A 17232-nucleotide genomic window follows, 5' to 3' on the forward strand; every position below is an offset into this window, starting at 1 on the left:
ATCAATCCTCTAAACCATCCATTGTGCCCCGGAATGCCGAAGGCACAAGGTTCGTTGCCGATTTTCAGAGGCGGCTTTCCCATGCGGGCCATCGATATTATTCGCACAAAGCGAGACGGGCAACCCCTTTCGCCGGAAGCCATTCAGGCTTTCGTGTCGGCGGCGGCCAATGGCGGTTGGGAGGATTATCAACTCACCGCCCTGCTGATGGCCGTCTGGCTGCGGGGGATGAACCCGGACGAGACGGCCCGCTTCACCAAGTGCATGGCCGAATCCGGCAAAAGTTACCGCTGGGACGACATCCCCGGCCCCAAAGTGGACAAGCACAGCACCGGCGGCGTAGGGGACAAAACCTCCCTGATTCTCGCCCCGCTCGCCGCCTGTTGCGGGTTGGTTGTCCCCATGATGTCCGGCCGGGGGCTTGGTCACAGCGGCGGCACGCTGGACAAACTCGAAGCCATTCCCGGATTCCGTGTCGGTCTCTCCGAAGATGAATTGCGCACGGCCTTGCGAACAGTCGGCGTTGGCATGATCGGCCAGTCGGCCGAGGTGGCGCCCGCCGACCGCAAATTGTACATGCTACGTGACGCCACCAGCACCGTGGAAAGCATCCCGCTCATCACTGCCTCGATCCTTAGCAAGAAACTGGCCGAGGGAATCGACTCGTTGGTAATGGATGTGAAAGTTGGCCTCGGCGGCTTCATGAAGACGCTGCCGGATGCCCGTGCGCTGGCGAAATCCATCGTGTCCGTCGGCAACGCCAACGGCGTCCGCACCGAGGCGATGATTACGCGAATGGACGCCCCGCTGGGTCGAATGGTCGGCAACGCCCTTGAAGTTCAAGAGTGCATCGACGCCCTGCGCGGCGAAGCCCCGGTTGACATCACCGACTTGTCTGTCGCCCTCGCCGCCCGGATGGTTGAGATGGGGAACAAGACTGACCCGGCCAAGGCGCTGGCCGACGTGCAAAAGGCCCTAAAATCCGGGGCCGGCTTGGAGAAATTCCGCAAGATCATCGAACAACAAGGCGGCGATCCCCGCGTGATCGACGACCCGAAACGACTCCCCCAAGCCCCGCACCGCCACATCCTGACCGCCAACCGCCCCGGCGTCGTCCACGGTCTCGAAGCCTTCAACATCGGCATCGCCGCCACCATGCTCGGCGCCGGCCGGGCCAAAGCCGCCGACCACGTCGATCACGCTGTCGGCGTCCGCGTGCTGGCCACCGTGGGATCAACCGTGCGGGAAGGCGATGGCATTCTCGAAGTGCATTACTCCGACCCGGCCAAGTTGAAGACCGCGTTGCCACTGTTGGAAAAGGCGATTAACATTGGCGATGGGAACGTGACACCGGAAAACTTGGTGGTGGAAGAAATAAAGCCTTGAAGCCGCGACGCGGAGTCTTCGGAGCGGAGCGCGGACTTCCTGCGTTCAGTCGTGGTTAGTTATGGCAATTATTTGACACAGGAAGTCCGCGCTCCGCTGCGAAGACTTCGCGTCGCGGCTTCACGGCCCTTCAAACCGGACGCAACACATGCGCCAGCCAGCCGAGCCCAGCGTATTCGCGGTAGCCTTTGGTGCGGGACGAGCCCATGATGTAGCGCTGGCCGTTGATGACCAACAAGCCAGAAGTCGATTGGCCGGCTTTGAGTTGGTTGTGGGCCATCGGGAGGGAGAGTAGCTTGCCGACGGGGAAGTGTTCCGGGTCGGTGGTTTCGATGACTTCGTGGTGAGAGTTGGTGTAAAAGGCGGCGCAACCGCCGATCAGGCGGCCGTCGCGGTCTTTGGGCAGACAGGTGGCGAGGATCTTCTTTCCCTCCGTGTCCCAATCGAACAGGATGCCGACCACGCCAATGGGATCGCCCGCTCTCGCGCCGCCGACCCGGACGCCACCGGAGTAAATCAGCGAGCGTTCCTTGCGGGGTTCCAGCTTGGATGTCATCACATCCTGCACGGCATACTCGCTTGATTTGTTGGTTCGCATCGCCATCAGGAACCATTGGTCGTCGTACACGCTGACGGCTTTGAGTTTGTGCCGATCCTCGCTGCGGGCCGAGGCGACCACTTCGCCGTTGCGATTCGCCAGCACCAGATTTCGGTACATCGTGTACGAGCCGTTGATGACCTCCATCCGGTGAGCCGCTTTCTGGAAGTTTTCTGGCGTCGGGTCTTTCAACGCGGTCCAGAAGTATTGATCCGTGGACCACCAGCGCACATCGGCCGCCCGCTCGAACAGGTTGCGGTCAATCAGATCGATGGCCTGCTTGGAGAAATTTTCAAGTGCTTGCAAGTTGAGTTGCAATTCGCCGACGGCCATTTCCGTCAGCAAGTATTCCATCTTGCTGGTCGTGAACTCACCAGTCTGTTTAATCTGGTCGAAAATTGGCCCGAGCGCCACGCCTCGTTTGCCGAGTTTCGAGGCGAAAACAATCCCGTTGAGCGAGATGAGCTGAATCGATTCCTTGTCGTCCTGCACCTTCGTGAATGTCTGTTTGTTGATGTCCGGCACGAGGCGAGATTGCATCAGTTCATCAATGCTGATGCCGAGTTGCGTGTTCGAGGCGGCGGTGCGAAAAATCTGATCCTTCGGCACGACGAGATGACTCGCCCACCCGAGACCGGGATAATCGAGATAACCGTCCGTCCGGGCCGAGAAAACAGCCGATTCCTGGCCCTCGATCACGGAGTAAGTCATCGGCCGCAACCCGGCCGGGGGGGTTCGCTGTTTGCGCGGCAGGTGGGCGCTTTTGCCCGGTTCAATCACGCCGGGGTCGCTGGAGGCGATTACCACCCCCTCGGAGTTGGTGATAAACGAATACCAGCCGTCTTCGACGAAGTTGTCCGCGTCCCGGCTCATGTGATCCTCCAGAATCATCATGGCCTCGCCTTGGAAGTCGAAGAAGACCCCCATCGCCCCGATCACCTTGCCATAGTTGTCGCTCTGTTCGCGGATGCCTGCGGAATAGATCAGGCTCCGCTCGGTCTCGATGCTCGATTCCGTTAGGTCTTGGGCGTGGTATTGCGTGCCATCCTTGGTGGTCAAGGCTTTTTGAAACCAGTTCTCTCCGGCGACGTTCAGTCCCAACACGCGGGGGCGGGTCGTTTTGTTGGAGTTGGCGATAATCATGCCATCACGGCAGGCGATCACCAGATCCCGATACAGCGTGTAAGAACTGTTGATGTCTTCCAGCCGGTCACAGGCGAACGAGGCTTTTTTCAGAACGGCCCGCACATCGGCGATCAACGTCTCCGTGTCGTCGAACATGGCAAGCGATTTCTGAAGCCGCTCGTTGGCCGCAGCGTTGACTTCCCAACGCTCCTTTTCCTCTATGACTTCCCGCAAGACATCGCCATCCGGCTTGTTATGCGGCCCGTCCAAAATGGCCCGCAACCGTTCCGACACCCGCTCCCGGAACTCGATCACGTCGCTGAAGGCGGTTTCCAGCGCCCACCAGCGGACGTCGCAGGTGCGCTCCAACAGGTTGCGGTCCATCAGGTTGATCTTCACGTACGCCGTCGTGCCGTGGATCATCTTGCAGAAGTGTTCTTTTGCCTGATAGAACTGGTCGAAGAGTTGCTTCGTCACCTCCAGCAACTCGCCGGAAAAACTCTCGACGCGCTTCATTAGGTCGGTGATCTGCTCCTGTTCGGTGGCGTCCTCGCTCACTTCGACGGCCGTGCATTTCCCCTGCGTGCAGATGGGGAATACGCCGTTGAGTTCGGAGACAATCCGCTCGTAGAACTCGCGGTGTTCGACCGTGACCACGGGGCTGAAGATGCTGAACTTACTATCCGTGGCGGGCGTCTCCCCGTTGCCGGCGAGAGTGATGGTCTTGTTCGACGCGGGCACGATGGCCGAACTCATGATGTTCCTCTGGGATTGAGAATGTCGTCGATCAGGATCATCAGATCGATCAGGGAAACGTAGTCCTTGCCGTGTTTCAACACGCCGGTCACAAATCGCTCCGGCACATGGGCGGGGCGGGGTTGCACATCCTGAAAGCGGATCGGGAAGATGTCGCAGATGCGATCCACCAGCAACACCACCGGCTCGCGGAAGACTTGCACGGATAGCTGCCGGGCCTCTTCCGTCAGACGGTCGGTTGTCTCCAGCAAGATCATCTTGCCGTTCGGCGAGGGTTCGCCATGCGGCTTGACGAAGCATTTGCGAAGATCGATGACCGTGCCGCTTTTGCCCCGCAGGTTCATCAACCCGGCGACACGCCGGTCAGCCAGCGGGACCGGGGTGACGGGTACGGGACGGGTGAACTCCTCCACCGCGAGGATGGGGATGCCGTGGATGCCGCCGGCCGCCGCAAAGGTGACGATGTGCATGGGGTCAGCCCTCCGCCCGGTTCGCCAGCGCCTTGGTCACGGCCCGGTGTTGCATGCCCCGCTCGATGTTTCGCTCGATGGTCTTCACGAGCTGTTCCTTGTCGATCTTGATCAGGTAGGAGTCGAAGCCTTCGCGCAGGCCTCGCTCGATGTGTTCGGTCGTCGCCAGCGAGGTGACCGCGATCACCGGCAAGGTGCGGAGCCGGGCGTCCAGCCGGACTTTCTTCACCAGCTCGAAGCCGTCCATCTCCGGCATTTCGATGTCCGACACCAGAATGTCGAACTCCTCCGGGCTGGCTTGCAACAGTTCGAGCGCCAGACGGCCATTGGCCACAATTGTCAACCGCCGGGGCGGGTTCTCCAGATAACTGCGGATGAGGTTCTGGAAAAACGGGCTGTCCTCGGCCACCAGAATATGGGCCGGGCGGGTTTCCAGCGGTGACGAACGGAACTGGTCCGGCGAATGCCTCTCGAACAGGTGGTACAAGTCGAGGAGCATCACCAGCCGGTCCTGGTGCATGAATGTCCCGAGCATTCCCCGGCCGTCGCTGAGGCGGGATTCATAATGCTCGGCCACGTCCACCACGCTCACCGAACGCCCGGCCAGCACGGCAATCGGGTAGTTCACGCGGGCCGGGATGATGAGATACGCCTCCTTGTGCGGGGTCATGGCGCTGACGCTCATCACCTTGTCGATCCGCAGAATGGGCATCGTCCGCTGGTTCACCTGGATGAACTCGCGCGCCCCGACCTTTTTGATGGCGGCCGTCGAAATCTTCTCGATGTACGAGACCATCTCCAGCGGAATGGCGAAGAATTCATCGTCCGCGAAACTGAACACCACAAGCCGTTGCGGGCCATCCGAGCGTTCGGCCGCGTGGCCGTTGTGCCGGTTGTGGAACTCGTCCGCGAAGACCAGTTTCCGATGGCTGATGATGCCGTTGCCGTCAAGGATCAGGGCCACCCGACCGTCACCCATCACAGTGTGCCCGGTGAAGATTTTGCAGTGCCGCACCAGTTCCGGGAGCGGCCGAACGACGATCTCCTCGACGCCCAGTATGCCCTCTACTTGGAGGCCAAAAAGCTGGCCGCGAAACTGCATCACGATCAGGATGCGGGCGCCGTCCCCTTCTTCTTGCACGGGAAGGCCCAGCACTTCGGTCAGCGAAACCACCGGCAACACCTGATCGCGGAGTTGATAAACCGACTGGCCACTGATGCGGTGAATCCGGTCGCGGTCCCCCTCGGGGTTGACGCGGATGATCTCATCGACAGCCGTTTGCGGGATCGCGTAACGCTGTTCGCCCGACTTGACGATGATTGCCGAGATCAGCGACGAAGAGACAAGCGCCTGCGTGAGCGGAATACGGGCCGTGAATGTGGTTCCCTGGCCGAGGTTGCTGTCCACTTCGACGATGCCGCCGAGTTGTTCGATATTTGTGCGAACGACATCAAGACCGACTCCCCGGCCGGACAGACTGGTCACGTCGTCCCGCGTGGAGAAGCCGGGCATGAACAGCAGGTCCATGATCCCGCGACGATTCAACATCGCGGCCCGGCTGGCGGGAATCAATCCTTTCGCGACAGCCTTATCTTTGACTGCGTCCAAGTCGATGCCCCGGCCGTCGTCGGCCAGCGAGAGGATGACTTCGCCGGATTGTTCGCGGGCACCGAGCTTCAACAACCCGGTTCGCGGCTTGCCGACGGCTTGCCGGTCGGCGGTCGCCTCCAGCCCATGATCCATCCCGTTACGAAGCAGGTGCATCAGCGGGTCGGCGAATGATTCCAACACGCTTCGGTCAAGTTCCAGTTCCCGGCCGGTGATCTCGAGCTTCACTTCCTTGGCCAGTTGCCGTGACAGATCCCGTACCAGACGTTCGCAACGGTCAAACAGGGAGCCGATGGGATTCATCCGCGTCTGGACGATGGTTTTGTGAACCTCGGTGACGCACTGGGACAGGGTGATGAATGCGGGGTCGTCGGCGAAGTTGTATTTGGCGAGCAATTGGTTCCGGGCCATCACCATGTTGCCGGTCAACTGCAGCAGGTCATCCAGGAATTTCACCCGGACCCGCATCATCTTGTCTTCCTCGGCCGGTTCCGGCTCCGGTGCCGGTTTGGCGGCAGAAGTCACGCTCTTTGGCGGCAGACTCGCCGTCATGTTCACCGGCGGGTTCACCATCACTTCGATGCGAGGGGAACTGTTGGCCGAGGCTTCCCCGGATTTCACCGGCACGGACACGGACACATTGATCGACGGCGGCGGGGAGGCCGCCACCAGCGGCGGAGTCGGTGGTGGCGAGGGAATCGGAGGTATCGTCTCCGGCAGAATGCTCGCCGGGATGGAAGGCAGTATTGACTGGATGCGAGTGTGAACGGTGCTGCCCGTGACGGGGGCATCCAACACCGGCGCTGGTTTCGGCGGGGGTGGGGCGGGCGGTTCCCCTTTGATAAAGCTTTCCAGCGAGGCCAGCGTGGCGTCGAGATTGATGGTTTGCCCGAAATCGGGTTGCTGAAGCATCTCGCGGAGTTGATCGACGCACTTTAGCAGGGCGTCGTTCATCGGCGGGGTGAGTTTTCGCTTGTCCTTGCGGAGCAGGTCGAGCAGTGTCTCGGCGTGATGGCTGAGTTTCTCGATGGCCGCGAGTTCGAGAAAGCTGCTGGAACCCTTGATGCTATGAAGGGAGCGGAACACCCGGCTGAGTGTGCCGACATCGGACGCTCGTTCCAAACTCAGCAAGTCCTGCTCGACGGTTTGCAGGACGTGGGTGGTCTCCAGGATAAATTCCTGGATAACCGACGACTCTTCCACGAATTCACTTCTCCGGGCCGGCTGTGTCAGGCTGGGGCTTTTTCGATTCGGTCGCGGCGTTTCAACAAGGGGATTGAAACACCGGCGATCACTTGCTCATCTTTCCTGCGAGTTCCGCCACCACCGTCGCAAGCATGTCTTTGGTGACGGGCTTGCGAAGGAGTTTCATGTTCAGCAGTTCCGGGGTGGCCTCCGTGCAGACCGAACCGCTGTGAATCAGATAACAGGTCACCGAGTCTCCCTTGGGGAGATTACGCAGTTGCACGGCGGCTTGTTCGCCGGTGCCGTCGTCAAGATACATGGTGGTGATGAAGCCATGCGGCATTTTCTGTGTTCCGGCCGCCATCACTTCGGCCACCGTGCTGAATGTGCGGATGGAATCAATCCCAAGGTTCTTCAGGTTGTCCTTGAGGATCATGGACTGCACTTTGGACGGTTCCAGCAGCCAGATGCTCGGCGGGGTAAAGCCGGAGCGAACCGTCACCGGCATGTGCGTCAGGATGGGGGTCGGGGCGGGGACGACCGGGGGTTTCACCAGCTTCGTCGGGGTGAACGATGAGGGATGGCTTAACAATTGGGTGATGGCGTATGCCATCTCGTTGCATGTTTGATACCGCTCGGCCGGGTTCTTCGCCATTGCCTTGCGGATCATCTCCACGAAGCCCATCGGGATTTCCGGCTTGATGACCCGCGGATCGGGGATCGGCTTCTGACAGTGCGAGTACATCATTTGCATGATGGTCGTCGCCTCGGAGAACGGCCGCCATCCGGTGATGAAATGGTAGAGCGTCGCCCCGACCGAATAAATGTCCGACCGGGCGTCCACGGCCTCGCCGCTGAATTGCTCGGGGCTCATGTAGAACGGCGTGCCGAGCAACTGCCCCGGTTGGGTGCGTTCCAGTTCCTTGCGGGTGTCGTTGGAGGCTTTCGCCAACCCGAAGTCCGTGATCTTGATGCGATCATCGGCCGTCAGCAACAGGTTTTCCGGCTTGATGTCCCGGTGGATCAACCCGGCCTGATGGGCGGCAGCCAACCCTTGGCACACCTCGAAGATCCATTTGCCGGCCGTCTTCAAATCCAAAGAGCCGAGCTTCTCCAACCGGTCCGACACGGCGCCGCCGGGAACGTATTCCATTGCGAGGAAGTACAGACCCTTTTCCTGGCCGATTTCATGTAGGGCGACGGAGTTTGGGTGGATGAACTTGCCGACGGCGCGGGCCTCGGCCAGAAAACGCCGGAGCATTTCCGCGTTGGTCATCAGTTCGGCCGGGATGACTTTCAGGGCCACATCCCGCTCGATGAGCGGATCGAATCCCCGATAGACCTCGCCCATGCCGCCCCGGCCGATGAACGCGGTGATCTGATATTTGCCGAGGACGTCTCCGACCACGAAGCGGGGAGCGCTCTTCACAACGGGCACCTTGGGAGAATCGTTCGGACCAATGCACTGGGTGACATCCGTGGGCATGCCAGCCTTGCCGGTGTCCGTGCCGACAGCCAGTGAACTCATCACGAGTGTCTGATCAAGAGTCATGAAAATACCCCGTCCGCATGCCGACGGACTTCGCTGTGGATCAGCGACCTTCTCGGGGAGAGATTGAGAAGGTGTGACACGAGGCGAGAGACTCAATTTTGTACAAGACAATCGGAGGCTTCATCGCCGTCCGAGTTCAAAACACCCGTATTAATCGCAAAATTCTTCTGTGGTATGGAAAGTATTCGGTTGGGAGTCGAATCCTTTGGCCACGGTGGGATTGCTTGTCGAATATCCAACCTTTTCTTTCTTCTCCCATAAATATACCTCCTCATTCGCAAGTCTGCCAGAACAATTTTCTGAGAACAGCCAACCATTTTTTCACCGGAAATTCATTTGATTGACACGTGGAATTTTGTTCAGGTATGTGAGGGCGTCAGCCGATAGAAAGCTTGTTCGCCCAAACCACGCATCACCACATTTGGTGGAAGGAAAGAAAAATGGCAGTCAAACCCATTCCGGACGGTTACACAAGCCTCACGCCGTATTTGTTCATCGGAGGAGCCGCGAAAGCGTTGGAGTTCTACAAGGCCGCGTTTGGGGCGGTGGAAATCTTCCGAATGCCCGGTCCGGGGGGACTGGTCGGCCACGCCGAGATGAAGATTGGCAACGCCATTTTCATGTTTTCGGATGAGAACCCCAAATGGGGAACCAAAAGCCCGACCACGCTCGGCGGTTCACCGGCCAGCCTCATGGTTTACGTGGAAAATGTTGACGAGGCCTTTGAAAAGGCCGTCGCCGCCGGGGCCACGGTTGTCCGGCCGCTGGCGAACCAATTTTACGGCGACCGCAGCGGTTCGCTGGTGGACCCGTTCGGCCATCAATGGATGCTCGCGACGCACATTGAAGATGTGCCGCCGGAGGAAATGACCCGCCGGATGGCCGAGATGGCGAAAACCATGGGAGAGAATTGCGAAGGGTGATTGACCTCGCCATTTCGACTGGTCTCTCGCCAAGCAAGCCAAGTCGGCGCATGGCCATCCTCAACGCTCAAACCCGTTGGGGCGGTCTTGTGCCGGCGTGAGAATCAAGACACATCGAGGATGGATTCGCCGAAGCGATTCAGCAACATCCCTCCTCCGTCTGAACTGACCAGACTGGCCGTCACCTTCAAAGAGGTGAGCGAATTCAGGCGAGAAGAACGGGCAAGCGCCTCGGCTCCGGCGGTTCCCAATGTGAAGCCTCGCAGGTCGAGTTCGGCCAGATTGGGGAAGCGAGAAGAGGCCGCCAAGGCCTGCGCGGCATCAACACCGGGAGGCGGCTGGTCTTCATCTGCCATCAAATCAAGTTTTTTGAGGGCGGGCCAAGACAGTCCTCGGCAAAGAGCAGACACTCCGGCATCGCGGAAGACATTATAATCAATCTGCAAATGTTCCAGTCGTCGGAAATCGGTTTGCGCCAGCGATTCCAATTCCGCGTCGCCAAGTTGTGTCTTGGAAAGATTGAGAGTCCGTAGTCCGGCCAGCCACGGGGCGGCCAGCAGAGCCGTCAGGCCGCCGCCATCCAGACGGTTGCCGTTGAAATCGAATCGTTCCAAGCGAGCAAAAGAAGCGGCGGCCAGGGATTCGGCCACCGCCACGCCATCTCCGTCTTCAACGCAAGCCCCCAAGCCCAGTTCCCGCAGGGTATCACGGCAGGGAGCGGCGTGGCACAAGGCAAACGCATCCTTGCCACATTTGTTCCCGTTCCAGATCAGTGTTTGCAGGCCGGACAGATGCGAGGAAGACAGCACGGCCGCCAATCCCTCTCCGGTGCCGCCGTCATTCGGGAGTTCCAGATATTCCAACCGGGCGGCCGCCGGGACGGATACGAAGCAAGGGATGCCCCGGTCGCCCATCTTGGCGTAGGACATTTTGAGCCGACGCAGGCCGGTCAGCCAACGCGCGGCCGCCAGTGCCTGCCCGCCCTCTTCGCCGAGCGGTTCGGCGGTCGAATCAAACAGCAAGTCCAAACGCCGGAGTTTGGCCAGATGCGGCGAACGGCACATCTCCATAAAGTGCGGTGGTGCCGCGTCAAAACTTTCGATTTCCTCGATTTGGGCCATTTGCGGCACACGGGCGATGCGTCCCACGTCACAGCTTTCGTCATTCAGGCGAAGCCGTCGAACAAGCGGCGCGCCACCGAAGAACCGGGCGGCATTCTCCGGCAGGATGCCCGGCCGGTCGATCTCCATTTCCTGAATTGTTCCGCGATGCTTGAACCAAAAATTCAGATTGCGAATGCCGATGACCTCCGGCTGCAATCCCAAGTCTGTGAGCGGCTTGATCCATTTTTCGCCATGCTTCTCCAACAAGGCTTCTCGGGTCCTGTCGTGTTCCAGCCAGATTTCAGGCGAAGATGTCATGGAAGTGTTATTTTGATTGATGCACGCGCGGATGTATGCTCCGTAGGCATCGCCTTCTTCCTCCAGCCAGTCGGCATAGTCGAGATAGGGCCGGTCGCTATCTGGCCTGGCGAGGATGGCCGAGATGAACCGCAATTCCTCCGAGGTTCTCCGCACAGGAGCGCCTGGCCGCAATCGGCGTCTTTCCGGGGCATCGGGTCCGACACCGCGGGCACTGTCATAAAACCGGCGAGCTTTCTCCAAGTCCTCCGGTGTTTCAGGGCGCCAAGTCATTGTTCTTGCTTCGCCGTCCTCGCCGATCTCCATCCAAAGCAGCCTCTGTCCGAAATCGGTGGTGAACCTCCGCACCCGGCCGACGATTTGCCGTCGCCTTGGTTCGGGTTTGGGTGGTTCCTTCCGAGGAGGAGGCTGCCTGGGTTCTTCATCCGGAGGTTGAAGAAAAAATGATTTCCGGAGGCGTTTGAACAATCCCATGCCGGTCACCCTGCGAACAGATCATTGAGAGCGGGACAATTCAATAAGCCGGTTCCTGTCCCGGTTTCCACTTGATGTTACAACCGATGCTCGCCTTTTGGGTTTCCGGGGCGGGTTTTCCGGCCAGCACGGCTTCCATCGCTGCCCGCAAGTCTTTGCCATCGTTGGGGAGGCCGTTGCTGGGCCGGGTGTCGTCCATCTGGCCGCGATAGGCGAGCTTCTTGTTGGCGTCGTAAAGGAAGAAGTCCGGCGTGCAAGCGGCTTGATAGGCAAGGGCGACGGCCTGCGATTCGTCGTACAGGTACGGGAACGTGTAACCGGCCTCGGCCTTCTCGACGGCCATTGCGGCCGGGCCGTCGGCCGGGTAGGCCAGCGCGTCGTTGCTGCTGATCGCCACAACGGCCGCCCCCTTGGCTTGGAACTCCTTCGCCATCTCGGTGAAGGCCGAGCGGATGTGCTTCACATAAGGGCAGTGGTTGCAGATGAACGCCACCAACAGGGCCGGGGCATTCTGGAAGTCGGACAAGTTGACGGTCTTGCCGTCCGTGTCCGGCAACGAGAAATCAGGGGCCGGCGTGCCGAGCGGCTTCATGGTCGAGGGGGTGCGCGCCATGGTGTTGTCTCCGAGGTGAGAGAATCGTGGGTGATGTGGAATGGTATAGGAAACGGAATCAATCTTGCGGCGAACTCGAAGCTCCAGACAGGCAATCAGGAGTGGATCGACCCGGAACGAAAAAAGACCGCCGAACAAGTTCGGAGGTCTTTTTAGTGGTTCATCAATCAGCCAGGCGTCACGCCTTGACGTAGGCGTCCACGTCGGCTTGCGTGATCTTGTTGCCCGGTTTGTCCAGCTTTTGGCTGAGCATGCTCAGGATCGTCGGTGTGAAAGGCAGGGTGCCCTTCTTGACGAGTTCCTTGAGGCGGGTTTCCTTGCGGGCCCGTTCTTTCCGCTTCTTGTGACCGTTTTCCAGCCGGGACTCCTGCATTTCGACAATCCGCAGGTCCAAGCGATCGCGCCGCACGCCCATGACAATACCCTTTATTCCGAAGAGCCAACTCTTATTTTTCCGTAACTCCCTTTCTATGACCGCCCGTCATCGAGGCAAGGGAGCGGCGAGGCAAGAATCCCCCTAAATTTGTTCGGTCGTCCGGGCATTTTGATTGCCAATCCCCCGCCCTTCCGGCGATACTTCTTCCTCTCCCAAAAGAGGAACCACCATGATGAATCTACGCTCTCCATTCACCCAGGCGTTGATACTGCTGATTCTGGCCGTCCCGATGGCGACAGCCCAAGGCACTTTCCATGAGGTGACGTATGAACCGTCCGAGAAGCCGGGCGAGTTGCGATACGGCGTCACGTACACGGTGTGGATTCCCGACGGAGTGAAGACACTTCGCGGGGTGATCGTCCACCAGCACGGTTGCGGCTCCGGGGCGTGCAAGGGCGGGGCGACGGCCTCGGCCGATTTGCACTGGCAGGCCCTCGCCGCCAAGTGGGATTGCGCCTTGCTCGGGCCGTCGTACCATCAGGAAGACAAGCAGGATTGCCGGTTGTGGTGCGACCCGCGCAACGGCTCGGACAAGAAGTTTCGCCAGGCTCTCGGCGATCTGGCGGTCATGAGCAAACACCCGGAATTGGAGACCGCCCCGTGGTGTCTCTGGGGGCATTCCGGCGGCGGTTTCTGGGCCAGCCTGATGCAGACGATGCACCCGGAACGAATCGTGGCCATCTGGTTCCGCTCCGGCACGGCTTTTTCCACATGGGAAAAGGGGGAAATCCCCAAGCCAGAAATCCCGACGGCCGCCTATGGCATCCCGATGATGATGAACCCCGGCGGCAAGGAAAAGGACGACAAACGCTTCGCCGGGGCTTGGACCGGCTCGATGGCCATGTTCACGGCCTATCGGGCCAAGGGCGCCCCGGTGGCCTTCGCCGCCGATCCGAAAACCTCCCACGAATGCGGCGACTCCCGCTATCTGGCGATCCCCTTCTTTGATGCCTGCCTCGCCATGCGGTTGCCGAAACCCGGAAACGCGAGTCAACAATTACTGCCCGTGGACCAGAAACTCGGCTGGCTGGCCCCCATTCTGGGTGACAAGGCTGAACCGGCTGCAAAATTCACGGGCAAACCCGAGGAAGCCAATTGGCTCCCCAATGAGGCCGTCGCCAAGGCGTGGGCCGAATATGTGAAAACCGGAGCCACGACCGACACCACCCCGCCGCCGACCCCGACGGATTTGAAAGTGACCATGACGCCCGATGGCCCGATGCTGACATGGAAGGCCGCCGCCGACTTCGAGAGCGGTTTGCAAGGCTTCCTGATCGAACGGGAGGGGGCAGACGCAATTGCCTATCCGGCGAAACCCGTCGGCCGGTTTGGTCGGCCGCTGTTCCAGACCATGTCGTATCACGACACGCCGGAAAAGCCGGTTCCGGAACTCAAGTTCACAGACAAGACATCCAACGGAATCAAACGCGGCTACCGGATCACAGCCATCAATAGTGTGGGCCTGAAGTCAAAACCGACGGATTGGGTGGAGGCGAAATAAAGCGATCCGGCGCATTCCCGCCAATCGATTCTATGGCCTGACTGAAATTTTAATCTTTGATCAAAATCGTCACAACTGCTTGTCGGAACGGTTATAATGGCCGAATGGCTGACAAGCACCATCGCGTTTCCTCGTCAGCCCCATAAATGATTCCTCTCTTCCATTCTTAGGTGTCTCATGATGTGGGCTGCTTGGCTGTTTCGCCGTTCCTCTCGTCGCCCCTCCAAAGCCCGCCGCACCAGAAAACTTGGCATTGAATCGCTGGAACTCCGCGAAGTGCCGGCCTCGCTGGCCGGGAATGTCTTCAAGGACTTCAACAACAACGGGGCCTTGAACGGACCGGACACCGCCATTTCCGGCGTGACCGTCAAAGTGTCCGGCGGCACCCTGACCACCCCGCAAACCGCCACCACCGATTCGTCCGGTAATTTCAGCCTGACCGGGCTGGCGGCCGGTACCTACACCCTTACCGTCACCGCCCCCACCGGGACGGCAGCGGGCAAAAGCACGGCGGGCACCGCCGCCGGGACAGCCGGAACAACCAACACGGTCACCGGCATCACCCTGACGGCCTCCCAAGCGGCGACCGGCTATCTCTTCGGCGAGGTGCCGAACACCCTGACCACCGGCGGCAAGGTGTTCAACGACGCGAACGGCAACGGCACACAAGACACCGGGGAAGCGGGCATCGCCGGAGTGACGGTCACTCTCAATGGAACGTCCATCCTCACCGGGGCGGCCATCACCGCGAAAACGGCCACCACCGGAACGGACGGCAGTTATTCCTTCACCGCCCTCACCCCCGGCACATACTCCATCTCGGAAACGCCGAAGACCGGCTTTGTGCGGGGCACGCTCCAAAACGGCACCCCGCCGGCCGCCTCCAACACCAGCGGCGCCTTCACCGGCATTGACCTGACCTCCAGCGCCGCGACCAGCACAGGATTCAACTTCGCGGATGTGAAGCCCGCCACGCTGACGATCACCCAATCCGTCGATCCCTCGCGGGCCAAACCCGGCGATCAGGTGACCGTCACATTTGTGGCCAAAAACAACGGCACCCAATCGGCCGCTTCGTTGGCGGCCGCGATCAACCTAGACGGACTAACGTTCGTGTCTGCGGCCGGAACCGGCTATTCTTCGACCACAAAAACCTGGAGCATCGGCACCCTGACGGCCGGCCAGACCGCTACCTTGCACATTACCGCGACGGTCCCTTCGCAGGACGTTTTCCAACCGTCGTCGCGGATTGTTTCGACCGCGACCGGAACAACCGTGGTCGGGGACACGGACTTCAGCACGGTCAACGCCAGCGGCGTTGGCGTGTCCATGCAAGATTTTCTAACCACCACCTATCGCACCCGCGCCATCGTTGATGGCGGCACGCCGACCTTCCCGAGCGCCCCCACGAGTTCCGACACCGCCCCGACGACGCCGACTGTCCAGTTCTTTAACGCCGCCGGAACCACGGCCCTCACGAACGCCAGCACCGCCGAGCCGACCACCGTCATCAAGGGGACAACCTCGGCGAACACCTTGGTTACGTTGGTGGAAACAGGCGCCACCACGACTTCCGATGCCACCGGCGCTTACACTTTTAGCGGCGTGGCCCTGAACACCATCGGGGCGAACACGTTCACGATCAAGGCCGGAACCGGCACGGCCACCAGTCAGGCGACCGGCACGGTCACCCGCACGGGAACCGCCCCGACGGCGCCAAGCATTCAGTTCTTCAATGCCGCCGGAACGACGGCGATCACGAACGGCACGACGACCGATTCGACGACCGTTATCAAGGGAACAACCTCGGCGAACACAGCCGTCACCTTGGTGCAAACCGGAGCCACCACGACCTCGGACTCCGCCGGGGCCTATTCCTTCAACGCCGTGCCCGTCGCCCTCGGATCAAATTCGTTCACCGTGAAGGCGGGCACCGGGAACTCCACCAGCCAGACCACGGCCACCCTCACCCGCAATCCGGTCGCGCCGACGCTGTTGTTGTTCAACGCCGCCGGAACCACGCAATTGACCGGCTCGACCACGACGGATGCCACCACGGTCATCAAGGGGGTCACTTCCCCCAACACGCCGCTGACGCTCGTCGAAACCGGGGCCACCACCACCTCGGATTCCACCGGGGCTTACACGTTCACGAACGTTCCCGCCGCCGTCGGGGCAAACACTTACACCGTGAAGGCGGGAACAGGCACGGCCACCGCGCAAACCGCCGCCACCCTCACGCGAACGGCCGTGAACTCCGCGCCGACGATTTCCAACCAGCAGGCCGCCGTGGCGCTTTCCTCGGCAACGACGAGCAAGACCATCGACCTCGCGGGCGAATTCACCGACGCCGATCTCGGCTCCACCAAGGTGAAGTTCACCACGAGCCTTGGCGACGTGAACATCGACTTGTTCGACAAGCAAGCCCCGCAGACGGTCGCCAACTTCCTGAACTACATCACGGACGGCGATTACAACAACTCGATCTTCCACCGCTCCGTGTCGGGCTTCGTGTTGCAAGGGGGCGGTTTCGCCTTCAGCAGCACGGGCACGCCGAGCATCACCGCCATCCCGTCTGATCCGGCCGTGCAGAACGAACCGGACAGCGTGAACCGCTCGAATTTGAAGGGCACGCTGGCGATGGCCAAACTCGGCGGCGATCCGAACAGCGCCACCAACCAGTTCTTCTTCAACTTGGGGAACAACGCCTCGAACCTCGACAGCCAGAACGGCGGCTTCACCGTGTTCGGCAAAGTGGACAGCGCCGCCGACCAAGCCGTGGTGGACGCCCTCGCAGCCATCCCGACGCAGGACAAGAGTTCCGCCGCCGCCCTGCCGTCAAGCCAGCAGGGGGTCTTCGACAGCATCCCGCTGCGAAACTACACGGGCACGAACTTCCCGTCCGACACCACGCTGGCGAACTACGCGGCCATCACCGGCGCCACCATCGTGAGCCAGCCCGAAGCGCTGACATACTCCATCGTCAGCAACTCCAACCCCACTGCTGTCACCACCGCCATCGTTCACAACCGTCTGACGGTGACTCGCGTCGTCGGCCAGACCGGTTCGGCCACCATCACCGTCCGGGCCACCGACAAGGCGGGGGCGACGAAGGACATGACCTTTACCGTCAATGTGGCGACGTGACAAACCGAAGGCCGATCCCCGCAATCGGGGATCGGC

General features: G+C 60.5%; 11 protein-coding genes. 4 read left to right on the forward strand and 7 right to left on the reverse strand.

Annotated elements, in window-relative coordinates; translation table 11 throughout:
• Positions 1-81 precede the first annotated feature (81 nt).
• Positions 82-1386, forward strand: a complete 1305-nt coding sequence (locus BGIM_RS0139680; RefSeq protein WP_029631592.1) for a thymidine phosphorylase — start codon at positions 82-84, stop codon at positions 1384-1386.
• Between the two features lie 130 nt (positions 1387-1516).
• On the opposite strand, the gene BGIM_RS0139685 is transcribed toward BGIM_RS0139680, so the two are convergent.
• From BGIM_RS0139685 to BGIM_RS59110, 4 genes are all read right to left on the reverse strand, one after another.
• Complete coding sequence (locus BGIM_RS0139685) at positions 1517-3865, reverse strand: cache domain-containing protein (RefSeq protein ID WP_020475156.1); 2349 nt, start codon at positions 3863-3865, stop codon at positions 1517-1519.
• Entirely contained in the window at positions 3862-4335 is a 474-nt protein-coding gene (locus BGIM_RS59105; RefSeq protein ID WP_020475157.1) for a chemotaxis protein CheW, read from the reverse strand. The genes BGIM_RS0139685 and BGIM_RS59105 overlap by 4 nt, the downstream gene beginning before the upstream one ends.
• Before the next feature lie 4 nt (positions 4336-4339).
• A complete protein-coding gene (locus tag BGIM_RS0139695) occupies positions 4340-7147 on the reverse strand; it encodes a hybrid sensor histidine kinase/response regulator (RefSeq protein ID WP_020475158.1) in 2808 nt (935 codons plus the stop codon).
• Positions 7148-7235: 88 nt separating this feature from the next.
• Positions 7236-8681, reverse strand: coding sequence for a serine/threonine-protein kinase (locus BGIM_RS59110; RefSeq protein WP_020475159.1), 1446 nt, complete (start codon positions 8679-8681; stop codon positions 7236-7238).
• 440 nt (positions 8682-9121) lie between these two features.
• Between BGIM_RS59110 and BGIM_RS0139705 the strand changes: the two genes are divergently transcribed.
• On the forward strand, positions 9122-9604 hold the full coding sequence (locus tag BGIM_RS0139705) for a VOC family protein (protein ID WP_020475160.1): 483 nt from the start codon (positions 9122-9124) through the stop codon (positions 9602-9604).
• A gap of 104 nt (positions 9605-9708) precedes the next feature.
• Here BGIM_RS0139705 and BGIM_RS0139710 read toward each other — a convergent pair whose 3' ends face one another.
• From BGIM_RS0139710 to BGIM_RS0139720, 3 genes are all read right to left on the reverse strand, one after another.
• Positions 9709-11298 (reverse strand): TIGR02996 domain-containing protein, encoded by a 1590-nt coding sequence (locus BGIM_RS0139710; RefSeq protein WP_162136337.1) that lies wholly within the window; start codon positions 11296-11298, stop codon positions 9709-9711.
• A 241-nt stretch (positions 11299-11539) separates the two neighbouring features.
• Complete coding sequence (locus BGIM_RS0139715) at positions 11540-12112, reverse strand: thioredoxin family protein (RefSeq protein WP_020475162.1); 573 nt, start codon at positions 12110-12112, stop codon at positions 11540-11542.
• A 178-nt stretch (positions 12113-12290) separates the two neighbouring features.
• Positions 12291-12527 carry a hypothetical protein gene (locus BGIM_RS0139720; RefSeq protein WP_020475163.1) on the reverse strand — a complete coding sequence of 79 codons (237 nt, stop codon included), beginning with the start codon at positions 12525-12527 and terminating at the stop codon, positions 12291-12293.
• Between the two features lie 190 nt (positions 12528-12717).
• Between BGIM_RS0139720 and BGIM_RS54930 the strand changes: the two genes are divergently transcribed.
• Both BGIM_RS54930 and BGIM_RS59115 read left to right on the forward strand, forming a co-directional pair.
• Complete coding sequence (locus BGIM_RS54930; protein WP_020475165.1) at positions 12718-14049, forward strand: hypothetical protein; 1332 nt, start codon at positions 12718-12720, stop codon at positions 14047-14049.
• Between the two features lie 177 nt (positions 14050-14226).
• Positions 14227-17196, forward strand: coding sequence for a peptidylprolyl isomerase (locus BGIM_RS59115; protein WP_020475166.1), 2970 nt, complete (start codon positions 14227-14229; stop codon positions 17194-17196).
• Positions 17197-17232 lie beyond the last annotated feature (36 nt).

This window comes from Zavarzinella formosa DSM 19928, assembly GCF_000255705.1.
Lineage (GTDB): Bacteria > Planctomycetota > Planctomycetia > Gemmatales > Gemmataceae > Zavarzinella > Zavarzinella formosa.